The sequence below is a fragment of the Lentzea kristufekii genome, from assembly GCF_033949925.1.
GTDB classification, from domain to species: Bacteria; Actinomycetota; Actinomycetes; order Mycobacteriales; family Pseudonocardiaceae; genus Lentzea; species Lentzea kristufekii.
Genome location: NZ_JAXAVV010000037.1, coordinates 12,629 through 33,076, shown reverse-complemented (window position 1 = coordinate 33,076; position 20,448 = coordinate 12,629). Strand labels below are relative to the sequence as shown.

The 20,448-nt window shown below is 71.2% G+C and carries 12 protein-coding genes; 10 read left to right on the top strand and 2 right to left on the bottom strand.

Translation table 11 applies throughout. From position 1 onward, the window contains the following. Positions 1-141 precede the first annotated feature (141 nt). The 6 genes from SK571_RS42885 to SK571_RS42860 all read left to right on the top strand — a co-directional run bounded on the left by SK571_RS42885 (position 142) and on the right by SK571_RS42860 (position 6,426). The gene (locus tag SK571_RS42885; protein ID WP_319989844.1) at positions 142-1,167 is read left to right on the top strand and encodes an L-idonate 5-dehydrogenase; all 1,026 of its coding nucleotides are present in this window, start codon (positions 142-144) and stop codon (positions 1,165-1,167) included. A 42-nt stretch (positions 1,168-1,209) separates the two neighbouring features. After that, positions 1,210-2,220 carry an NAD(P)-dependent oxidoreductase gene (locus SK571_RS42880; RefSeq protein WP_319989843.1) on the top strand — a complete coding sequence of 337 codons (1,011 nt, stop codon included), beginning with the start codon at positions 1,210-1,212 and terminating at the stop codon, positions 2,218-2,220. Further along, entirely contained in the window at positions 2,217-2,588 is a 372-nt protein-coding gene (locus SK571_RS42875) for a hypothetical protein (protein ID WP_319989842.1), read from the top strand. The genes SK571_RS42880 and SK571_RS42875 overlap by 4 nt, the downstream gene beginning before the upstream one ends. A 566-nt stretch (positions 2,589-3,154) precedes the next feature. After that, positions 3,155-4,075, top strand: a complete 921-nt coding sequence (locus tag SK571_RS42870; RefSeq protein ID WP_319989841.1) for a PucR family transcriptional regulator — start codon at positions 3,155-3,157, stop codon at positions 4,073-4,075. A gap of 389 nt (positions 4,076-4,464) precedes the next feature. Further along, on the top strand, positions 4,465-5,193 hold the full coding sequence (locus SK571_RS42865) for an IclR family transcriptional regulator (protein WP_319989840.1): 729 nt from the start codon (positions 4,465-4,467) through the stop codon (positions 5,191-5,193). A 306-nt stretch (positions 5,194-5,499) separates the two neighbouring features. Beyond that, on the top strand, positions 5,500-6,426 hold the full coding sequence (locus SK571_RS42860) for a PucR family transcriptional regulator (RefSeq protein WP_319989839.1): 927 nt from the start codon (positions 5,500-5,502) through the stop codon (positions 6,424-6,426). A 332-nt stretch (positions 6,427-6,758) separates the two neighbouring features. On the opposite strand, the gene SK571_RS42855 is transcribed toward SK571_RS42860, so the two are convergent. Then, entirely contained in the window at positions 6,759-8,207 is a 1,449-nt protein-coding gene (locus SK571_RS42855) for an ABC transporter substrate-binding protein (RefSeq protein ID WP_319989838.1), read from the bottom strand. A gap of 363 nt (positions 8,208-8,570) precedes the next feature. On the opposite strand from SK571_RS42855, the gene SK571_RS42850 reads away from it, so the two are divergent. Both SK571_RS42850 and SK571_RS42845 read left to right on the top strand, forming a co-directional pair. Beyond that, entirely contained in the window at positions 8,571-11,276 is a 2,706-nt protein-coding gene (locus tag SK571_RS42850) for a hypothetical protein (RefSeq protein WP_319989837.1), read from the top strand. Between the two features lie 200 nt (positions 11,277-11,476). Further along, entirely contained in the window at positions 11,477-11,779 is a 303-nt protein-coding gene (locus SK571_RS42845; RefSeq protein ID WP_319989836.1) for a hypothetical protein, read from the top strand. Positions 11,780-11,976: 197 nt separating this feature from the next. Here SK571_RS42845 and SK571_RS42840 read toward each other — a convergent pair whose 3' ends face one another. Next, a complete protein-coding gene (locus tag SK571_RS42840; RefSeq protein ID WP_319989835.1) occupies positions 11,977-14,559 on the bottom strand; it encodes a helix-turn-helix transcriptional regulator in 2,583 nt (860 codons plus the stop codon). A 300-nt stretch (positions 14,560-14,859) separates the two neighbouring features. Here SK571_RS42840 and SK571_RS42835 point away from each other — a divergent pair, with 300 nt between their 5' ends. Then, positions 14,860-17,271 (top strand): right-handed parallel beta-helix repeat-containing protein, encoded by a 2,412-nt coding sequence (locus SK571_RS42835; protein WP_319989834.1) that lies wholly within the window; start codon positions 14,860-14,862, stop codon positions 17,269-17,271. 320 nt (positions 17,272-17,591) lie between these two features. Next, a complete protein-coding gene (locus tag SK571_RS42830) occupies positions 17,592-20,249 on the top strand; it encodes a helix-turn-helix transcriptional regulator (protein ID WP_319989833.1) in 2,658 nt (885 codons plus the stop codon). The last annotated feature ends 199 nt before the right edge of the window (positions 20,250-20,448 follow it).

Sequence of the window (20,448 nt, the reverse complement as noted above, 5' to 3'; positions counted from 1 at the left end):
GTGGTGGCTCGACGCGCGCCGCCCGACGTGTCAGGACGCCTCTGTCGGCAGTGGACGGTTCCGCGGTTGTGATGCGTGCTGCTCGCGGCGGATCGTCGCCGCCGACTTCCCCCTGGGCGGTGATCTGACGTGGTGGCGGTGATGCCGGCGGTGGTGGCGCACGGCGCGGGAGACCTGCGAGTGGAGACGCGGCCGGTGCCCTCGCCGGGACCGGGCGAGGTCGCCGTCTCCGTGCGCTACGGCGGTGTCTGCGGTTCGGACCTGCACTACTGGCGGCACGGCGCGGTCGGTGGCTTCCGGCTGCGGGAACCCATGGTGCTCGGGCACGAGGTGTCGGGTGTGGTGCACGCGGTGGGCGACGGTGTGGCGTCGGTGATGCCGGGCACGGAGGTCGCCGTGCATCCCGCCACGCCGTGCCGCCTCTGCCCGCAGTGCCGCGCCGAGCGGCACAACATCTGCGCGAACACGGCCTACCTGGGCAGTGCCGCCCGGTTCCCGCACGTGCAGGGCGGGTTCGCCGGTGTGCTGGTCGTGCCGCAGGAGCAGGTGCTGCCGTTGCCGACGGGGCTCGACCTGCGGCTGGCGGCGGTCGCCGAACCCGCTGCCGTGGCGTGGCACGCCGTGCGCAGGGCGGGTGACGTGACCGGCAAACGGGTGCTGGTCACCGGAGCGGGTCCGATCGGCTGCCTCGTCGTGGCCGCCTTGCGCGTGGCGGGTGCGGCGGAGGTGGTGGCAGTGGACCTGCACGACGCACCGCTCGCGGTGGCACGTGCGGTCGGTGCGACGGTCACCGTCCGCGTGGGAACACAGGCCGCGCGGTCACTGGCCGACCTGCGGGTGGACGTGGCGGTCGAGTCGTCCGGTGCGGCGGCCGCGTTCACCACCTGCCTGCACGCGGTCGACCGCGGGGGACTGGTCGTCGGTCTTGGCCTGCTGCCGCCCGGCGACAGCCCGATCGCGGCGAACCTGCTGATCACCAAGGAGATCCAGGTCGTCGGGTCCTTCCGGTTCTCCACCGAGATGGCCGAGGTGCTCGACGCGCTCGCCGACGGGAGCCTGCCGGTGGACCCGGTGATCACCGCCGAGCTGCCGGTCGAGCGTGCAGGGCAGGCGTTCGAACTGGCCGCTGATCCTGCGCGTTCCTGCAAGGTCCTCGTCGGCTTCTGAGTGGACCTGCTTCTCAAGTGGCAAAACGAGAACGGAGTGTTTGTGGCTGTCCAACGCAGGCCGCGGGTGATGGTGTCGCGTCCCGATCTGCCGGGCAACGGCGTCGATCTGTTGGCGGAGCGCTGCGATCTGGTCGAGTGGCGGGGCGACCTGCCGCCAGGGCCCGAAGAGCTGCGGGAGCTCGTCCGCGGCTGCGACGGCGCCCTGGTCCTCGGCAACGATCCGGTGGACACCGCTTTCCTGCGGGCGGCGGGTGACGCGCTGAAGGTGGTCGCCCTGGCATCGGTCGGCTTCGACGCGGTGGACCGCAATGCCGTGCGAGAGCACAGGGTCGTGGCCACGCACACGCCCGCCGCGCCCGTGGAGACGACCGCGGACGTCGCCATGGCGTTGATCCTGATGGCGCGGCGCAGGCTGGGCAGGGCGATGGACTCGCTGCGCCGCGGCGAGTGGCGGGTCTTCCGCATGGACGACCATCTCGGGCTCGACGTGCAGGGTGCGGTGCTGGGGCTGGTCGGCTACGGGCAGATCGCCCGCGCGGTGGCGCGGCGGGCCGCGGGTTTCGGCATGCAGATCCAGCACTACGACCCGTACGGGCCGGGCGATCTGTTCTCGCGTGAGGTCGGGCTGGAGGAGCTGTTGCGCACCAGTGACGTCGTGTCGCTGCACGTGCCGCTCACCCCGGCGACCGCGGGACTGATCGGCGCGCAGGAGCTCGCGATGATGAAGCCGACCGCGACGCTGGTGAACACAGCGCGCGGAGGTGTGCTGGACGAGGAGGCGCTGCTCGCGGCCCTGCGCGCGGGCGCGCTGCACTCGGCGGGCCTGGACGTGATGGCGGCGGAGCCCCGGTGCGACCCAGCGGATCCGTTGTTCGCCGAGCCGAACCTGGTCGTGCTCCCGCATGTGGGCTCGGCCACCGAGGCGACCAGGGCTGAGATGGTGGAGCTCGCCGCGCGGAACCTCCTGGCGGTCCTCGACGGTGCGCAGGCGCGGACGCCACTGCCCGGTACGCCCGGCAGCTACGGTCGTCGCTCCGCGATGGCGGGGTGACGCCGGGTCGGTGGGCCTGGGTCCGGCCGGTGCTGGCCGTGGCCGTCAGGGCGGCGGTCGGCGTGGCGTTCGCGGCACTGGGCGCATGGGAGTGGGCGCACTGGCACAGCGCCGCGGGCGACGCCGTCACCGCGGCGTTGCAGTGGGCCTCCGGTTGCCTTCGCCTCACGCTGGGTGTCTGGCTCGCGCTCGGCGTGCTCGCGCGCTTCGCGGGCGTCGTTCTGTGCGCCCAGGCCGTCGTCACGGCCTTGGTCGGCTCTGGTGGGGCCTCTGCCTGGACGGTGGTGTTGCTCGGAGCGAGCGCTGTGCTCGTTCACAGTTTCGGTGCCAGATGGAGCGTCGGGCACCTGTGCGGACCGCGATGGTGAATCGACGGTTTCCATGGGTTCCTGCCGCAGGGTCGAAGTTCACCCGATCGAGGTTCGGGTGGTGCGGGGTCCACCCGGTCGGGCCGGCGCGGAGTCGGACCGCCATCCGCGATGAGCGGAAACTCTTCCGAGTGGTTCTGGGTTAAGTCAATGTGAAGCACCCTCGTCACCTGCACATTGGCACCCTTATTGTCAGGCCGTCTTGATCGACGAGTTGGAGGGGACGCCGGCTGTCGCCGCGAAACATGCGGTTCCACTGATGGAACGGTGTGCAGGATCCCGAACCATTTGCCGCCATCCAGTGGTCGGGATTACCCGAACCGAACCGTCGGCCGGCGTCTGCCCACAGTGTTGCGCGTCATGCGTTGACGCTGTGAACGTTCCCAATCTAACTTGACCGTGTTCGCGATGTTGGTCTGAAGGGGTGAACGATGTCTGCTCTGAAGGGCCCTGCGGTCGCGAACAGTGTCGGCGTGAACCAATACGTCGTCGTGCGGAACCGGCCGCCCCGTTCGAGGGACTACGGCTCGGCCCAACTGCTTCACGGCGAGTGACGAGGAGTGGTCATGGCAAACCCCGCAACCAGGTGGGAAGAGCAAGTCGATGTCGAGCCCGCGCGGACGCTGCGCGTGGCTGGTGAGCAGGAGCGGCTGATCGCCGAGTTCCGCGCGAAGGTGCGCGCGGCCGGCGAGCAGTGGGCGGGTGCGCGGCCGGCCGGGCTGGCCGAGTTGTTGTGCAAGGCTGCCGCCGACGACCCCGAACTCGCCCGGCTCGCACGTCTGGGCGGTCAGCTGCTCGAGGACTTCGTGGAAGGACTCAGCCGCAACGTCGCCGCGGTGTCCGGGGATCTCGCGGCCGATCTGATCGACGGCAAGCGGCTGCCGCACGACGTGCTCGACCGGCTCGCGGTCGCGTACGTGGTGGTGGTGGCTCGCCCGGTCGCCGAGCGGCGTGCCGGTGACGCCCGCGACCTCGCCGGCCGCGGGGTCCTCTGCACCAGGAGGTCCGGTGTGCTCGTGCTGCTGGTGCCGGACGGTGACAACGCGCTGCTCGACCGGGTCACCGGTGAGCTGACCGACGCCGAGAGCTGGGTCTCGACGGCCGCAGGCCCGGTGACCGGCCTGGCCGACGCCTACGCCGAGGCCTTCGACGTGCTGCGGCTCGTCGTCGCGGGATGTCGGCCCTGCGGTGTCTACGGGATGACGGACGTACTGGTGGAGCACGCGATCATCAGGAACGACGCCGTCACGGCCAGGCTGGCGGAGATGATCCGGCCGCTGCGGGAGAACCAGGTGCTGTGGGAGACGCTCGTCGCGCTCGTCCGCGCGGACTTCAACCGCAACCAGGCGGCCCGCGACCTGTTCATCCACCGCAGCACGATGGACTATCGGCTGCAGCGCATCGCCAAGATCACCGGCTGCGACCCCGTCAGCGGCCGCGGCGGCCAGTTGCTGAGCGCGGCCCTGATCGCGGATGCGGTGGCGTGACCGCCGTGCCGGAGGTTCGAGAGTCCCATGTGGACGGTCAGTCTCGCCTCTCGCGCGACGGCTTGCCCCTGCTGATGGCGTACAGCACCTGGCCGAGCAGCACGGGCAGCGTCACCACCGTCACCACGGCTCCTGCGATTGTCATGCCTCGACGGTAGTTCTGCCCCCTCGCACCCGGAATGCGAGGAACGAGGAAAACCATCGTCGTCGTCGCAGGCATCCTTTGTGGACTGAAGGTCCGGTGTCCCCCGCCGGCGCCGACGTGTCCGCCGCCGCAGTGACGTGGAGCACTGCGGCATGGGATAGGTTTCGTCCGCGGACTGAGCGCGAGGGGGATCATCTTGAGCACGGCACGGTCTTTGCGTTCGGTTGACAGCAGGTCCCCTGCGGTGACCAGGGCCGTCGCACTGGTGGAAGAGCTGGCGAGGCAGCGCAGGCCGCTCGGGATCGCCGAGCTGGCGCGCTCGCTTGACCTCGCGAAGTCGACCGTCGCGAACCTCTGCACCGCGCTCGAGGGAACCCACATGATCCGCCGCGTCGACGGTGGCTGGGCGCTCGGCTACAAGGTCGTCGAGCTGGGCCAGGCGTTTCTGGCCGGTACCGACGTCGTCGGCGAGTTTCGCCGTGCGGCGAGCGCCCTGCCGGTCGGGGCGCAGGAGACGATGCTGCTGGCCGTGCTGGAAGGGGTGGAGGTCGTCTACCTCGCCAGGTACGACGGCACCCAGCCGGTCCGGCTCGCGAGCGACATCGGCCGCCGCATGCCGGCCGTCGTCACCGCGCTGGGCAAGGCCATGCTGGCGGGGCTGCCCGACGACGAGCTGAAAGAGCGGCTCGACCTGGTGCACGAACTCCCGATCCTCACGGCGAAGTCGCACCGCACGCTCGACGACCTGCGCCGCGACCTCGACAGGACCAGGGAACGCGGCTACGCGCTCGACGACGAGCAGAACACCGAGGGCGTCACGTGTGTGAGCGTGGCCCTGCCGGGACGTCCGAGCACACCCACGGCGGTCAGCGCCACCCTGCTGACCGCGCGGATGACGCCCGAGCTGTGCGACGGTCTCATCGCGGACCTCACCGCGCTCGCACACGAACTGTCGCGCACGGCCTCCCTGTGAACCCTGCCGACGGCGGGCGGCCGGTCGAGCCAGGAGACCGCCGACGAGCTCGCGGTCGCGGCACGCGCCGTGGAGAAACACCTCATCAACACCTAGCGGACGCCGTCCGGGCGCCGGGTCGTCCTGTCGGGGGCGGGCGGAGCTGCAGCCGCACCGCACCAAATCCGGGCTGACCGAACCTCCACACCCGTGCCGCATCCAACCCGTACCACAGGTGGAACGGGGCCACAGTATTTGGTACGCGGTCTTGCTTTCATGATCGTGAACTTCCTAGGCTCGGCTGCGGCCTCGGGAGGGTGCGGCGATATGACCGAAGTTGTGGTGCGGCAGGACTTGGCGACGGGCAACGGACGCAGGCACGCGTTTCGCACAAGGGTCCGCGCAGCCGGGCAGGCGTGGGCCGGTGACGGTTCCGGCGAGCTGGCCGATCTGCTCGCCGAGGCGGCGGCCGGTGATCCGGAGCTCACCGAGCTGGTCCGCACCGGCGGCGCGCTGCTCGCGGACTTCCTGGAGGGCTACCGCCGGTCGGTTGACCGGGTACGGACGTCGGGTGACCTGGCGAAGGACCTGGTCGACGGGCTTCACGTGCGCCCGGAGCAGGAGATGACGCTCGCCCCGGACTACCTGGTCGCGCTCGTGCGCTGGTCAGGCAGGGGCCGCGCGGAGACCCAGCGGGCGGACGGCGCGCTGCGGCACGCCGTGGGACCCGATTTACTCGCGACCAGCACCGACTCCGGTCTGGTGCTGCTCGTCCCCAGCACGGACAACCAGCGAACCGCCAGGACCGTCACGCAGATCAAGCGGTTTCTCGGCGGGAACGGCTGGCTCGTCACCGCGACCCGGCCACGTCGTGAGATCCGCGACGGGGTCCGCGAGGCGGCGGAGGTCCTGCGGCTGGTCATGGCGGGACGCAGGCCCTGCGGCGCCTACACCATGCTGGACGTCCTGGTCGAGTACGCGGTCGTGCAGGACGAGGCGGTGGCCGCGCAACTGGCCGCGATGATCCGGCCGTTGCGCGGCCACGCGGTGCTGTGGGAGACGCTGATGGCGTTGATCGACGCCGACTACCAGCGGAACAAGACGGCGCGGAACCTCTTCGTCCACCGCAGCACGCTCGACTACCGCCTGCAGCGCATCGCCGCCGTCACCGGGTGCGACCCGACCACCGGCAGGGGTGCACAGCTGCTGACCGCCGCGCTGATCGCCGGCGCGGTGCGCGACCGGGGCTGCTGACAGCGCCCTGCACGGTCAGTCGCACCGTGTCCTCGAGTCGGCGGGGCGGCGACAGCCGTTCGACGCTGCCCGTCGAACAGACGTCGAAGCATCCGGAGGCGCAGCGGAGTCGCGGCAAAGCGTTCCACCGAACGACGAACTCCTTGCGCTGCACGCGGATGGGCGTACACCACGTCATGAACTAGCGTTCGACTCGGCGGGACTCGTCACTTCCCCGCCGCCGCGAGGCGCGGCTCGCCGGAAGTCACCCCATCCCCGACCTTCCGGCGAGCCGGCCCATCGGCTTGGTCCACACCATCGTCCGATGTCGGCTCGTTGTGCTCGTGGAGCTCTTATCGCAGGGTGGTCGCCCTGGTGATCAGCAGCCGTTCGTGCGGATCGGTCGCGAGGCCGTCGACGCGGGGCGAGCGCCCGATGAACGCCCGCTCGTGCACCAGCGGGATCACCGCGTTGGTGGCGAGCAACCTGTTCTGGGCGCGCACGGCCGCGGCCCGGCGGGACGGGACGTCGTAGGTTTCCAGTGCCGCCGCCACGGCGGCGTCGACCACCGGATCGCACAGCCTGGCCAGGTTGAAGCCGCCAGTGCAGGTGAAGTCGCCGGCGAGGTAGGCGGCCGGGTCGCCGGCGTCGAGCACGTAGGGCCGGGACACGACCACCGCGTCGAAGTTCCCCGCGAGCAGGTCGGGTTCGAGCTGACTGTACCTCCTGACCACCTGCTCGACCTGGAAACCTCTGCCGCGCAAGGACTCCGCGACGGTGGAAGCGACTTCGGGCAACTCGGCCCGGTCGTCGTAGGTGGCCAGGACCACCTTCAGCCCGCTCCCGCTCGCACCGGACGGCGTGATCAGCCACGGAGGTGCCGAACGGAACAGGCCGCGCGCGACATCGGCTCGTCCGTGGAAGACGCCGCGGGCCAGTGCGGCGGGGTCGACCGCCTCCTGCGCCGCGAGCCGCGCGGCCGGTTGCCCGAACGGTGCCCGGGAAGTGTTGAGCAGCAATGACACCGTCCTCGGCAGTCGCACCTGTTCGACCACCGTGTCGGCGAGCCCGCCGAGCGGTAACGCGACCGCGACGTCGACCTCGCCCGCCCGCAGCGCCGTGCCCCGGTTCGCGCCGTCGGGCACGAACCGGACGTCGACACCGGACAGTCTCGACGGCCCGGCCCAGTACCCCTCGAACGGAGCGAGTGCGATTCCGTTGGCCACGTTGAGGTCCGGCAGCACGAACGGCCCCGTGCCCGCCCTCGCTGGACTCACCCTGTCGCCCTGGTAGGCGATGGGCGCGAGCACGACCAGGTTCGCTGACGAAAGCCGTTGCGGCAGAGCGAGATCCGGTACCGATGTGCTCACCTCGAGGTTGAGCTCGTCCACTGCTTCGGCGGTCAGCCCGACGTCCTTGAGCGCTACGGGCACCGAGCTCGCGGCCGCGGCGCGGTTGAGCGCGTCGGCGGCGTGCGCGGCGGTGAGCGTGGTGCCGTCGTGGAACCGCACGCCGCGGCGCAAGCGGAACGACCAGGTGGTGGGAGACGGGCGGGTCCAGTGCTCCGCGAGGAGCGGCTTCGGCTCGCCCTCGGCGTCGAGCTGGACGAGCGTCTCGGCGATGCCGAGTCTGGTCAGCAGCACTCCGTCGTCTCCCCTCGGCGACATCGACTGCGTCGGGGAGACCGGCAGCGCCACGCGCAACCGCGTTCCGCCTCCGGCAGCGATACCGGTGAAGCACCCGGCGGTCAGTCCGCACACGGCGACCATCGCCGCGGCCAGCACGGTCCGTGGCAACAACATGGTGAGCCTCCGCTCCAGAAAGGACAGAAGGGCACGCGTGAGCGGGCCGGCCATCGCAGGCGACGGTAGGCGGGGGCTCACCGGGTTGCCGCTGTTGTCCTGCGGTTGCCGGATTTGTTCCTCGTTCTTCTGGATGGCCAGGTGAGGGATATCCCCCTGGTCATTCCGTCTTCGCCGGACGGACCTGCTCGCGGGTTCCCCGGTTGATATCGAATGCACTGCTGGGGGAGAGCAGGAACAGGAGGGCGCACCTTGGCAGCACCCACGATCGGGGCGAGGACTCCGCCCCTGTCCGCAGGAGGCGACCTCGTCGCGGAACAGTGTGGTCCACACGTTCTGATCCGGCGGCGTGACGAGACGGCGGTGGACGCGGTCGCACTGGCCGAGATCCCGCGCATGCCCGGCAACGCGCTCGTGCTCGCGTCGGCCGGAGCACACCAGCACGAAGGACTGCTCTTCGCGCTGCACGGTTGTGTGGCCACGTTGCGGTCGAGGCGTGGCGATGTACCGCTGCGCAGCGTCTGGCTGGCGGTGTCGAACCTGGGGAACCCCGGCGGGAGGTACGTGTCGTGGCTGCACGGCCTGTCGGTCGAGTTCGGCATGGAGATCGTGGCGCCACACGGTTCGCTCATCGCGGGCCGTGGCATCGGGCTCTACGTCGACCGGGTGGAGGGTGGTGCGGGCTGGCGCTGCTTCAGCCCCGGCAGCAGCGGGAAGGCGCTGAGCTGTCGCTTCCCGATGCCCGCATGGGAGTACCAGCTGCCGGACGTGCCGCTGATGGGCGCGGGTCTCGTCACCGAACCGGTACCGGCTGGTCTGGCCGTGCGGCTCGCGGGCAGTGCGCCGCTTGACCTGCACGCACCGCAGTTCCAGGTTCCGCTCAACCTGCGGATCCCGAAGCTGGTCGTGGGGGAACCCGGCGCGGAGTTCAGCCCCAGGGCAGTCGCGCAGATCATCGACCGCCTGCCGGAACCGGTGTGGGGTGAGTTGCTCGTCGTGCCCTTGCTCGCACCGGTCACCACGGCGAACTGGGCACGGGAGCTCGCCGTCGCGCTGAACCGCGACATCGCCGTCACCACCGGCACGCAGGTGGTGACGGCGAAGGGATCACTCCGCACCCTCGTGCGCGCGGAGAACGGCGACGAGCTGCTCGAACCGCTGGCGACGATCCTGCGTCACAGCCCGTACGGCGCGCAGCCGGAGGTGTGCGACATCGTGCCGCCACCGGCAGGCTGGCAGCAGGCGGGACCCCGCCACTACCGCCCGGTGTCACCGTCGGAAGCGGCATCGGCCGGCCTGATCGCCGAGGTGCTCCCCGGCGGGTTGCACGTGCGCCGCGAGACCGACCGGACGCGCGTCACTGCCGCGTTCGACCCGCGACGCTGGACCCTTGTCATCGGTGACGAGCACCGCGACGTCACCGAGCCGGAGATCTTCGCGATCTGCGACCTGCTGGAGAGCCTGGGCCAGGTGCGCTGCCGCAGCGTCGACCTCCACGTGCTGGGCTCGTCGTGGCAGTACGCGCTCGACGGGTTCGAGCCACATCTGCGGGCACTGGGCGTCCGGGTGGACCCGCACGCGGAGCCTGCCAACGTGCGGGTCCTCGACTCGTCCGGCGCTGCGTCGTCCTGGTACGCCCACACCCCGCTGCTCGCCTCGGGGGCCCGGTTCCGCTCCTCGGCGCCATCACCGAACCACGTGGCCCCCCGGCGTGCGCCGATGCGGGCGCCGGCGCCCACCGCCAGCGAGGCCACCATCCGGTTCGCCCCCGTGTCCGTCGATCCGGCGGCTCCTCGACCGGTCGCCGCCGCGCCGGTCGAGGTCTCCGCCAGGCTGGCGCCGATGCCTTCGGCCTCGTTCGGCGACCCTGCCGGTGAGCGTTTCCACGGGTCGGGCACGACGGCCGAGTCCGACCGGAACGGCGGTGACCGGCTCAGGCCCGCGGCGTCGGCGGCTCCGCGCGGAGAGGCGTTCGGCACGGAACCGGTTGCGGCACCGACGTCCTCGGCTTCGTTCGACGGCGCCGACGGCACCGGGCCGGGACTTGCTGCCTCGCCCGCGTCGCCCATCGCCACCGTGTCGGGCCCGCGGCCCGAATCGCCGGTCGCCCCGGCGCCACGTCCAGAACCTGTGCTCGCGCCCGTCCCGCGGCCTGAGCAGGAACCGCCGGCCGCACCCGTGCCACCGGCGGGGGAGCACGTCGCCGTGGCCCCGATCGGCCTCGAGCCCGAGCCGGTCAGGCCGGTGCGCTCGGCGGCGTCGGTCGAGCTCGCCGACCGGGCCAGCACGCCGGCTGAGCAGACGCGCCTCAGCCTGAGCGCCGGATCGCACTACACCGAGGGGCTGGCCGCGGTGAACGTCGCGCTGTCGGCCTGGCCGATGCTGAAGCCCGAGGCGAAGGCGGACTACATCGCCGTCTGCCTCTACCTGGGCAGGGGAGCGGCGGGCGCCGTCGCTCTCAACGAAGCCCTCGGCACCGGCGGGCCCGAGCCGTTCGACGGCTACCTGCCGTGCCTGGTGTCGGGGCTGCGGCGGCTGCCGACGCACCGCAAGGTGGTGCTGCGTCAGGAAAGCCTCCACGGCACCGACGACTGCCCGTACCCGGAAGGCTCGATCCTGCGGGAGCCAGGCTTCCTCAGTGCGAGCGCACAGCTCGACGTCACCACCGCTGCCGCCGACCTCGACCTGCTGATCTGGCCGGTGTCAGCCCGGCGCACGTCCGAGCTGCTCATGGGCCGTGCGCTGGAGGAGACGGTGTTCCCGGCCGGCCGGCGGTTCAAGGCGCTCGCCGCGCGCACGCACGAACCCGAGGACGACGCCGTGCCGCACGCGCCACGGCGAGCGTTCCTGGTGCGCGAGCTGCTGACCGACGAGGACCCGGAGTCGCCGGAGGCACTGGCACGGGACGCGGCCGCGTTGCCGAGGCTGGAGCGGGCCTGGGAGCAGCGGCGGCGGGGTGAGCTGCGGGTGATCGAGGACGAGGACGCCATCGCACGCCTGACCACGCCCATGGTGCTGGGTGCTCAGGCACAGGCGGAGGCGCACGGCACTCTCGAAGCCGCGTCGTGACCCTGTCCGGCGGGCGGTGGGAACACCGCTCGCCGGCAGCACGGCAGCGCATGCCAGGACGGACGTCCGCGCCGGTGAGGGGTTTCCGGACAAGCGGCCACTGCGGGCGATCGCGGCTCACCGACCGACCCGCGTGACCAATAGTCGAGGCGGCTCCCACGACCACCGGGGAGCGATCGACACCATCAGGAGGATCAGGAATGCAGCTTGTGAAGCACATCGCGGGCGGCGCCGTCATGGCCGGTGTGGTGGCAGCGACCGTCGCTGGTTTGTGCGCCACACCGGCGTTGGCGGCGAACAGGAACCTCGACGGCCCGCCGCGCTCGTTCAAGCAGGAGACCTACAACGACAGGCACGGCCTCGAAGCGCGGTGCCGCACGTTCGGGACGATCATCCGCTCGGGTCCGGTCGAGGCTCCGCCCCCCGACCGGATCGGCAACCACTCCGACGACTACGAATTCGGCCCCTACAAGTACCGCGTCGTGTGCCGGCCCAAGGGCTGACCTGGTGCCGCGCGGCCGCGACCGGGGGGCCTGGCCCGCACCGATGATCGGCCGCAGGCCTCGACACGTGCTGTCGCCCGCGTCACCCGACGCGGGCGCGCACTCGCTGACCTGCGTGGCACAGCGCGGCCGGGGGTTCGTCCCGGCCTGTCACCAAATCGGTGGTGCCCACCCGGCCACCGTTTCGAGTCGCACCACTAGCCGGGGAATCCTCCCGTGAGCATCGCCGACGCGAGCTCGACCCTCGACCGGTAGCCGGTGCGGGAGAACATCCGCGACAGACGGCCCTCGACGCTCTTCTCGCTCGCGCCGAGCAGGATCGCGATCTGCTTGTTGCCCAGGCCGTCGGCGACCAGGGTGGCCAGCAGGCGTTCGTTCTCCGCCACCGTCTCCTGTCGTCCGGGAACGGAGATGCCGTGCGTGCGCATGAGGTTGCGCAGCCAGGCGCGGCACATCAACGCCTGCAGCCCGCCCGCCGCGGCGTAGGCCTCCAGCAGCAGCTCCGGTGCGGCGACACCGAAGCGCACCAGGCGTTCCAGCCCGCTCACCAGTTCGAGCGGCTGACCGCGCTCGCGCAGCAGCGCGACGGCCTGGTCGGCCGCCGCGCGGTCGTCGTGGACCGCGGCGTGGACGGTCAACCGGTTCAGCTCGGCCTGCTCGGTGCCCATGCACTTCGCGACCGCCTCGACGCGCTCCAGGAGACCCGGCAGCAGCCGGCGCTCGCCGAGGTCGACGGCGATGTCGGCCAACGAGGTCCACAACAGGTCGGTCAGTGCGATCACCCCGGCCTCGTTCGCCTGGCGCAGCGCCACTTCCAGCACCTCCCTGGCGGCGGCGTGCCGGCCGAACAACCGCTCGTGCGAGGCCTCGGTCAGCGCGAGCAGATAGGGGAGAACGGGGGTGCGGTCGCGGGCGGTGGCGATCAGCGCCAGCGCACGGGACAGCTTGCCCCGGTACAGCTGCACGGTCGCCGCCAGGTGGAACATCGCGGTCTGGTCGGCGTCGCAGCCGTTGCGCGCACCGGTGGCCACGCTCTTGCGGGTGAGCTGCAAAGCCTCGGTGGCGCGGCCGTGCGCGGCTGCCAGCGCGGCCTGGCAGGCCGTCTTGAGCGGGATGCGCACCCGGTCCGCCAACGCGAGCAGCACCTCGGCCCTGCGCTGTTCGCCGAGCGTCATCAGGGTGCCGACGAGCCAGCGCAGCTCGCTGTGCGGCCGTTCACCGGCCTCGACCCTGGCGACGACGTCCGTCACGGCGTGGTCGAACTCGGCGCAGTCGCCGAGCCACAGTCCGGTGATCGGGCTGATCTGGTCGACGTGTGGCGCGACCAGTGCCGCGTCCGGATCCTGCCGGATCTTCTCCAGCAGCTCACGGGTCTGGCGCCAGTGACCGAGCAGGGCCAGCGCGTACGCCCGGCCCACGGCCTGCTCGAGAGGTGTGCCCGGCCACGGCCACCACTCGTCCTCCGCGACCTGTTCGAGCGTCGCGATGTCACCGGACTCGTGCAGCGCGGTGAGGTGCAGCAGGCAGACGTTGACGAGCTGACCCTCGCCGATCTCCTCCGCGTCGCCGCCCAGCACGGCGCCGGTCGACTCCAGCGCCTGTTTCGCCTCGCCGCACAGCAGACAGGTGCGGGCGTGCGTGAGCAGGATCCGCACGCGTTCCGCGCGATCGGTGGTCAGCTCGGCGGCCGCCCGCAACCAGGACAGCGACCGGTTCGGGCTGTCCACCGCGGCCTGGCCGGCGCTGGTGAGCAGTTCGGCTCGAGCGCGGCACGGATCCACCAGCCTGCCCGCGCTGGCCAGCTGGTCGGGCAGGTAGGTGTCGATGTCGCACCGCGCGGTGCCCTGCCACAGCGCGGTCACCGCGATCTGCGCGAGCCTGCGCCGTTCGTACGGTCCGAATGTCGCCTCCAGCGAGAAGCCGACCAGCGGCACCCGGAACCGCCAGGCAGAGCCGACTCGGACGTGCTGCAGCACCCCCGCGCGAGCCAGTTCGCCGAGTGCTGTCGTGGCCTCGTGCTCGGTCAGCCTGAGCGACTCCGCGACGAGCCGCGGTGCGGCCGGGCCGAGCAGACCGAACGCGGCGATCGCCTTCGCCACGTCCCACGACGTCGGCCCCAGCGCGCGGACGTCCGCCAGCAGCTCCTCGTTCGCGGGTACCTGGAACTGGCCGCGCCACGGGGTGAGGTAGGCGTGCCGGTCCACCACCGACATCAGGTCACCGCCCATCCTCAGGGCCGTGGCCAGCACGTTCGGCCAGCCCCGCGTCACGGCCCAGAGCGCATCGCACAGCGCGGGCTCCGGGAGCGCGCCGATCAGGGACGTGACCAGTTCGGAGACCCGGCCGCGCGGAACCGGGCGCAGGGTGACGAGCTGCGCTAGATCATCGGCGCGCAGCCGCTCGAAGGTGGAGCGGAACGCGGCCCTGGTCTCGGGGCGGAGCGGCAGGGCGACCGCGCACACGCACCGCGTGCCCGTGTTCGCGACCTGGCGGACCAACGCCTCCAACGTGCCGAGAGCGTCGACCGGCAGCCGATGCGCGTTCTTGAACACCAGGACCGTCCCCGGCCTGCCGCGCAGTACCGAAAGCGGCGGAACGCGGCTCATCAGGTCGGCTCCGGCGGGGGGCTCGCTGAACGAGAGGTTCACGACCACGACGCGGCCCTCTCTGGCGACTTCCAGCCGGTGGCAGATCTCCTCGACGTAGGACCGCAGCTCCACCCCGCTCGGTCCACTGAGGATGGTCAACGGCGGGCGCCCCGTGCCGGTGAGCTGCTCCACGACGTGGCAGGCGAAGCTCTCAGCGGGAGGAGCAAGTCGTTCTGGCTGCACGGAAGTCGCTCTGTTCTGGTCTCCGCCGCGGCCTCGTGAGGGAACTCCCCCCATTCTGCCGCGGGTGGTGGCAGGTCGTCCTCTACTCGGTCAACGGCTGGGCAACACTAGCGAGACGTGCGCGGGACCGCTGATCGGGCGTCGAACGGATGATCTCGGGACTGACGCGGTCGCGGCGGCATTTCGGTGTGGCGCGGAAATGATTCCGACCTTCTCGGGCGGACCGGTGCGCAGCAGGGAGGAATCCAGGTGGGCCACGACGTGATCACGGTCAACCCGGCGGCAGGGCGGGGTCACAGGTCCATTTCGGACGCCCTGACGGCCGCCGTGGACGGGTCGGTGATCCTCGTGAGCACCGGCCAGTACTACGAGACGCTGGTGCTGACCAAAGCGGTCACCATCACCGCGGAGGACGGTCCTGGCTCGGTCCGGGTCGTGGCGTCGTCCGGACCGGCCGTCGTGCTGGGAACCGACTCCGGCGCGTTGTCCGGTCTGACGATCGAGGCGCAGGACCAGGAGAGTCCCGCGGTGGTCGTGACCGACGGCCAGCTCAGCTTCACCGAGTGCCGCGTCAGCGCGACCGCCTGGTCCGCCGTGTACGCCACCGGCCGCGGCTCGGTGCTGATGCGCGGCTGCGAGGTGCGCAACCCGGTGGGCGCCGGCGTCGTCGTGACGTCCACCGGCAACGTGCTGGACTCCTGCCAGGTGCTCGAGATCGGCACGTCGGGCGTCGTGATCGCGGAGCACGGCGAACTCGCCATGCGTGCCTGCGCGGTGCGTGACGCGGGCGGCAACGGCATCTGCCTCAACGGCCACGGCCGGATCACCGTCACCGACACGACCATCACCAGGGCCACCAAGCCCGCGGTCGCGATCGAACAGCACGCGGGCGCGGTGGCCACGCGGGTGACGGTGAGCGACACCCAGGGCATCGGTTTCTACCTCGCCTCCTCCGGCAGCGTCCTCGTCGAGGAAGGCTCGGTGAGCGGTGCCGGCGCGGAGGGAGTGCTGGTCACGGAAGGCTGCGCGCCGGTGCTGCGGCGGCTGCGGGTGGAGCGCACCCGCGACTACGGCTGCCTGTTCAGCGGCCGCGCCGCCGGCACCGTCGAGGACTGCGAGGTCCGTGACGTCAGCGGCGTCGGCATCGGTATCAGCGAACGCGGCACCGCGGAGTTCACGCGCGCGTCGGTCTCGTCGTGTTCGAAGGCGGGCGTGAGCGTCGAGGGTTCCTCCGACCCGTTCTTCCGCCGCCTGCGCGTCGTCGGCTGTGACGGCGCGGCGATCGACGTGGGCGACAGCTCCCGCGGTCGGTTCGAGAACGTGGAGATCGAGAGGTGTGGCGGAAGCGGGATCGCGGTGAGCGGCTCGGCCCGCACCTCGGTGACGGGAGCGAGTGTCCGCGGTACCGCCAACAGCGGGGTGCTGGTGCGGGAAGCGGCGCTCGCTCTCTCGGACTGCGAGATCGCGGAGTCCGGCGCGGACGGCGTGCACGTCGGCGTCGGCGGTGAGCTCACCGCCGCCCGCTGCCGCGTCCGGGACAGCAAGGCGAGCGGTTGCCTGTTCGACGTGGGTTCCACCGGTGTGCTGGAGGAGTCGGAGTTCACCACCAACACCGGTGACGGCATCGCTGTCAACAGCGAGGACCAGATCCGCGTCGTCGAGTGCCTGACGCGGGACAACCGGGGATCCGGTCTGCGGCAGACCCGGCCGAGCACCGAACTGCACGTCGTGAACCTGCGCAGCACCGGCAACGCGGTCCGCGACGCCCACGGCTCGGCGTCGGTCGCCGGTGGCGCGGCACCCGCGGCGCCTGCCGCACCCGCGGCCACCGCCGAGCACCGGCCGCCGAGCGACCCGCTCAGCGAACTGAACTCGCTGGTGGGTCTGGAAGGCGTCAAGCGCGAGGTCAACTCGCTGGTGAACCTCAACCTGATGGCCAAGAAGCGGCTCGAGGCAGGTCTGTCCGCGCCGCCGATGGCGAGGCACCTCGTCTTCGCGGGGGCGCCGGGCACCGGCAAGACCACGGTCGCCCGTCTCTACGGCGCGATCCTCGCGGACCTGGGCGTGCTGCGATCGGGTCACCTGGTCGAGGTCGCGCGAGCGGACCTGGTCGCGCAGATCATCGGTGGCACGGCGATCAAGACCACCGAGGTGTTCACCAGCGCGCTCGGCGGCGTGCTGTTCATCGACGAGGCCTACACGCTGAGCGCGGGCCAGAACGGCGGCTCTGGCCCCGACTTCGGGCGCGAGGCCATCGACACGCTGCTGAAGCTGATGGAGGACCACCGCGAGGACGTGGTCGTCATCGCGGCGGGCTACTCCGCCCAGATGGAGGAGTTCCTGCAGGCCAACCCCGGTCTGGAGTCGCGGTTCAGCCGCACGATCGAGTTCGAGAACTACTCGCCTGACGAGCTGGTGACGATCGTGCGGCTGCATTGCCGCAAGCACGACTACCGGCTGGACGACGCCGCCGCGGAGACGCTGGCCGACTACTTCGACCGCATCCCGAAGGACGGCACGTTCGGCAACGGCCGCACGTCCCGCAAGGTGTTCGAGGTGATGGCGGACCGCCAGGCGACCAGGCTCGCGGTGGCCGACGTCGTGACGGCCGCCGACATGACGCTGCTCAACGCCGAGGACTTCGACGAGTCGATGGTGTGAGTCCCGGCCGGGCAAAGGCCGGCTGGCTTCGGCCGGCCGGCCTTGTTCGTGTGCGGAGCGACCGGCACCGGTTCTTTACCTTTTCATTGCCGTTCATTTCCTTCGCGCGCTTCGCCGTCTGACTCAATTTGTCTCATATGGAAGCCTTCTGTCAGCGGTTTTACTGATGTCGAGCAGGGTCCACCAGGTAATTTTCGATGCTTTCTGCAAAATCGGCGGAAAAGACTTCACGTCTATGGCCGCACTCACGAGCCGTCCCTAGCCTTTCTGTCATCCGTTCACCCGAACGGAGCAGGGTTTTGGTCCGCGCGTGGCGTGGAGTGAGCAAGCGGGAGGCCTCGGTGCCGAGCGAGCGCAAGGTGTTCGTGGGCCGCACGGAGGAAGTTGCGGCATTTCAGGAGTGGATGGGCGCGGCAGCCCTGGTGGTCGTGCGGGGCGGCGGCGGTATCGGCAAGACCACCTTCCTGCGTGAACTCGAAAGTGTGTGGGCTGCACGCGGTGTCACCGTCCTCCCCCTCCCCACCACCGCGGACGCGCCGCATTGGGACGTGTTTCGGGCACAGGCCGTCGTCGACCTGATCCGCGACTGCTTCCAGGAGTTCGACGGAGCTCAGCTCGCGGGCTCCGTCGCCGCGGTCAGCAGGTTGTGCGACGAGGCTCGCGCGGCATCGGCGCCCGGCACGGACGCGCTGTTCGCGGAGCTGGTGCGCCTGTTCAAGAAGTTGCGCGCGAACCGACCTGTCGCTGTGTTCGTGGACGACGCCGACCTCGCGGTGGACCCGGTCCGTGCGATCGCCGCGGCGTACCGCGCCGGCTGCACCGTCGTCGTCACCTGCCGGGAAGACGGCACGGCCGGCCGCCCCGCCTCGTTGAGCTCGCTCGCGGACCACGTGGTGAACCTCGGCCCGCTGACGGAGAGGTCGACCACCGAACTGCTGAACCGGGTCGTGCCCGCCCCGCTGGACGAGGCGGTGGTACCTGCACTGTGGGCAGCGCTCGGCCCGCTCGCAGGCAATCCGGGTGCCGTGCTCACCACCGTGGAGGCATTGCGCCGCGACAACGGTTTCGCGGAGGTGCTCGGTCACCTCTGCCTGCGCGACCCCGATCCGTCCGCCCTCGCCCTGCCTCGCGAGCACGAGCTCGTCCGGCACGTCGAAGGGCTCGGCGACGTCGGTGTGCAGCTGATGGCGGTGGTGTCGGCGGCTGACCGGTTCGGCATCGACGACGTGCTCGACTTCGCCGACGCGCTCGGCCACGACCTCAGGCGGTGCGGTGACGCCGTCGACCAGCTCGTCGCCACCGGGGCGATGGCGTGCGACCACAACGGGCGGCTCAGCGTGCCGTGCCCTGCGCTGACGACCGCGCTGGTCGGCGGCCTCGGTGCCGACCGGCTGCGGGGAATCCATCGCGCGCTGGCCGAGCACCTGCTGCACGCGGGCACCGCCGAACTCTCGGTCGTCACCGACCACGTCGCGCTCGCCGGTGCCGCACTGCCGGCCGACCCGTCGCTCGTCCCGCTGCTGGAACGTGAGGCCACGCGGGTCGCGCGGGCGAACCAGCCGCTGGCCGCCAGGTGGTTCCGCACCGCGTTGCGGCACGCCGAGCCCGGCGCGGACCGCGTGCGGCTGCTGCGCATCGTGCTGCACCTGCTCCTGCGCACCGCTCAGCACACCGAACTGGCCGAGGTCGTTTCGGCCGAGGTGACCGCGGGCGTCGACGAATCCTGCGCGTACGAACTGGCCACTGCCGCGGCACTGGCGTCTGTCCACATCGGACAACCGGTGCCCGCCGACGTCCACGACGCGCTCGCGGGCGATGCCAGGGCGCGGCTGGCACTGGGGTTCGCGGACCGCTGGTTCGACGGGCGCGAAGCCGTGCCCGCCACCGAGGTCGCGGCCGCGTTCGCCGGCTTCCGGGTGAACCGGGTGCTCGACTGGGAGCACGACCCGCACGGCATGATCGAGGTGGCCGCCGACCTCTACGACGTGACGGGCATGCTGAAGCTGGCGCTCGGTCCCTGCTACGGCGTGCCGGATTCCGGTCCGCTCGGCGTCTACCGCGAACTGGTGCGGCAGTACGTCGACGGCGACTGGCCGGGCGTCGTCTCCAGCGCGCGCAGGCTGGAGCTGAGCGGGCCGGCGACCGCGATGCACCAGGTCGCCCGGTTGCTGAGCGCCGAGGTGCACTCGGCGTGCGGTGACTTCAGGCGTGCCGCCTCGTGGCTCGGCCTGGGCAGGACGGACGACGCGTTCCCCGCGCTGCGGGCGTGGGTGGAGGTCGGCCTCACCTACCGCGGGGGAGAGCGGCAGCCGGCATTGGAGCAAGGCTGGGCCGCCTACGACCGGGCCACCGGTGAGCAGGAGAGCGGCGTCGGACTGCCGTGGCTCCTGCTGCGGCTCGGCATCTATGAGAAGCGCCTGGACAACGGCGACGGGCTGGCGCGCGCGGCCGCCGAAGCCGAACGCTGGTACGAGCGGGTCGGTGGCACCAACCTGCGCACCGCGAAACTCGTCCTGCGCGCTCTGTCCGAACAGGACCTGGCGGCGGCGACCGCTGCCGTGGAGTTGCTGCGCAGGCGCGGCAACACGGTCGACCTCATGCTGGCCTGCATGGCCGTCGCTGTTCTCTGCGACGACCCCGCGCCGTGGTACGGCGAGGCACTGCAGCTCGCCAAGCGCCTCGGCGAGGGCTGGATGGACGTGCGCATCAAGGAGACGATGCGCAAGGTCGGTCTCGCTCCGCCGCGTGCCCGTGCGGCCCGCGACGACTTCTCCGACGTCGAGCTGCAGATCATCGCGCTGGTGCAGCACGGCAAGACCAACCGTCAGATCGCGACCGTGCTCAGCATGAGCGAGAAGACCGTCGAGAACTACCTCACGAGGTTGTTCGTGCGCACAGGCTGCCGTTCACGCCTGAACCTCGCCACGGCCAGCCTCCAGGGAAGACTCGCGGGCGCCGCCCCCGAACGGCGCTCGTGACCCCGGGCGGCCTGGGAGTGTTGCAGGGACGTTCCCAGGCCGCCGCATGTCCATCGCGCTTTCGGTCACGGCGTGGTGGGTGTTGGGAAGTGTGGCCGGGTGGTTTGGGAGTGTTGCAGGGACGTTCCCGGGCTGCTGCAAACTCATCGCGTGTTCGGTCACGGCGTGGTGGGTGTTGGGAAGTGTGGCCGGGTGGACT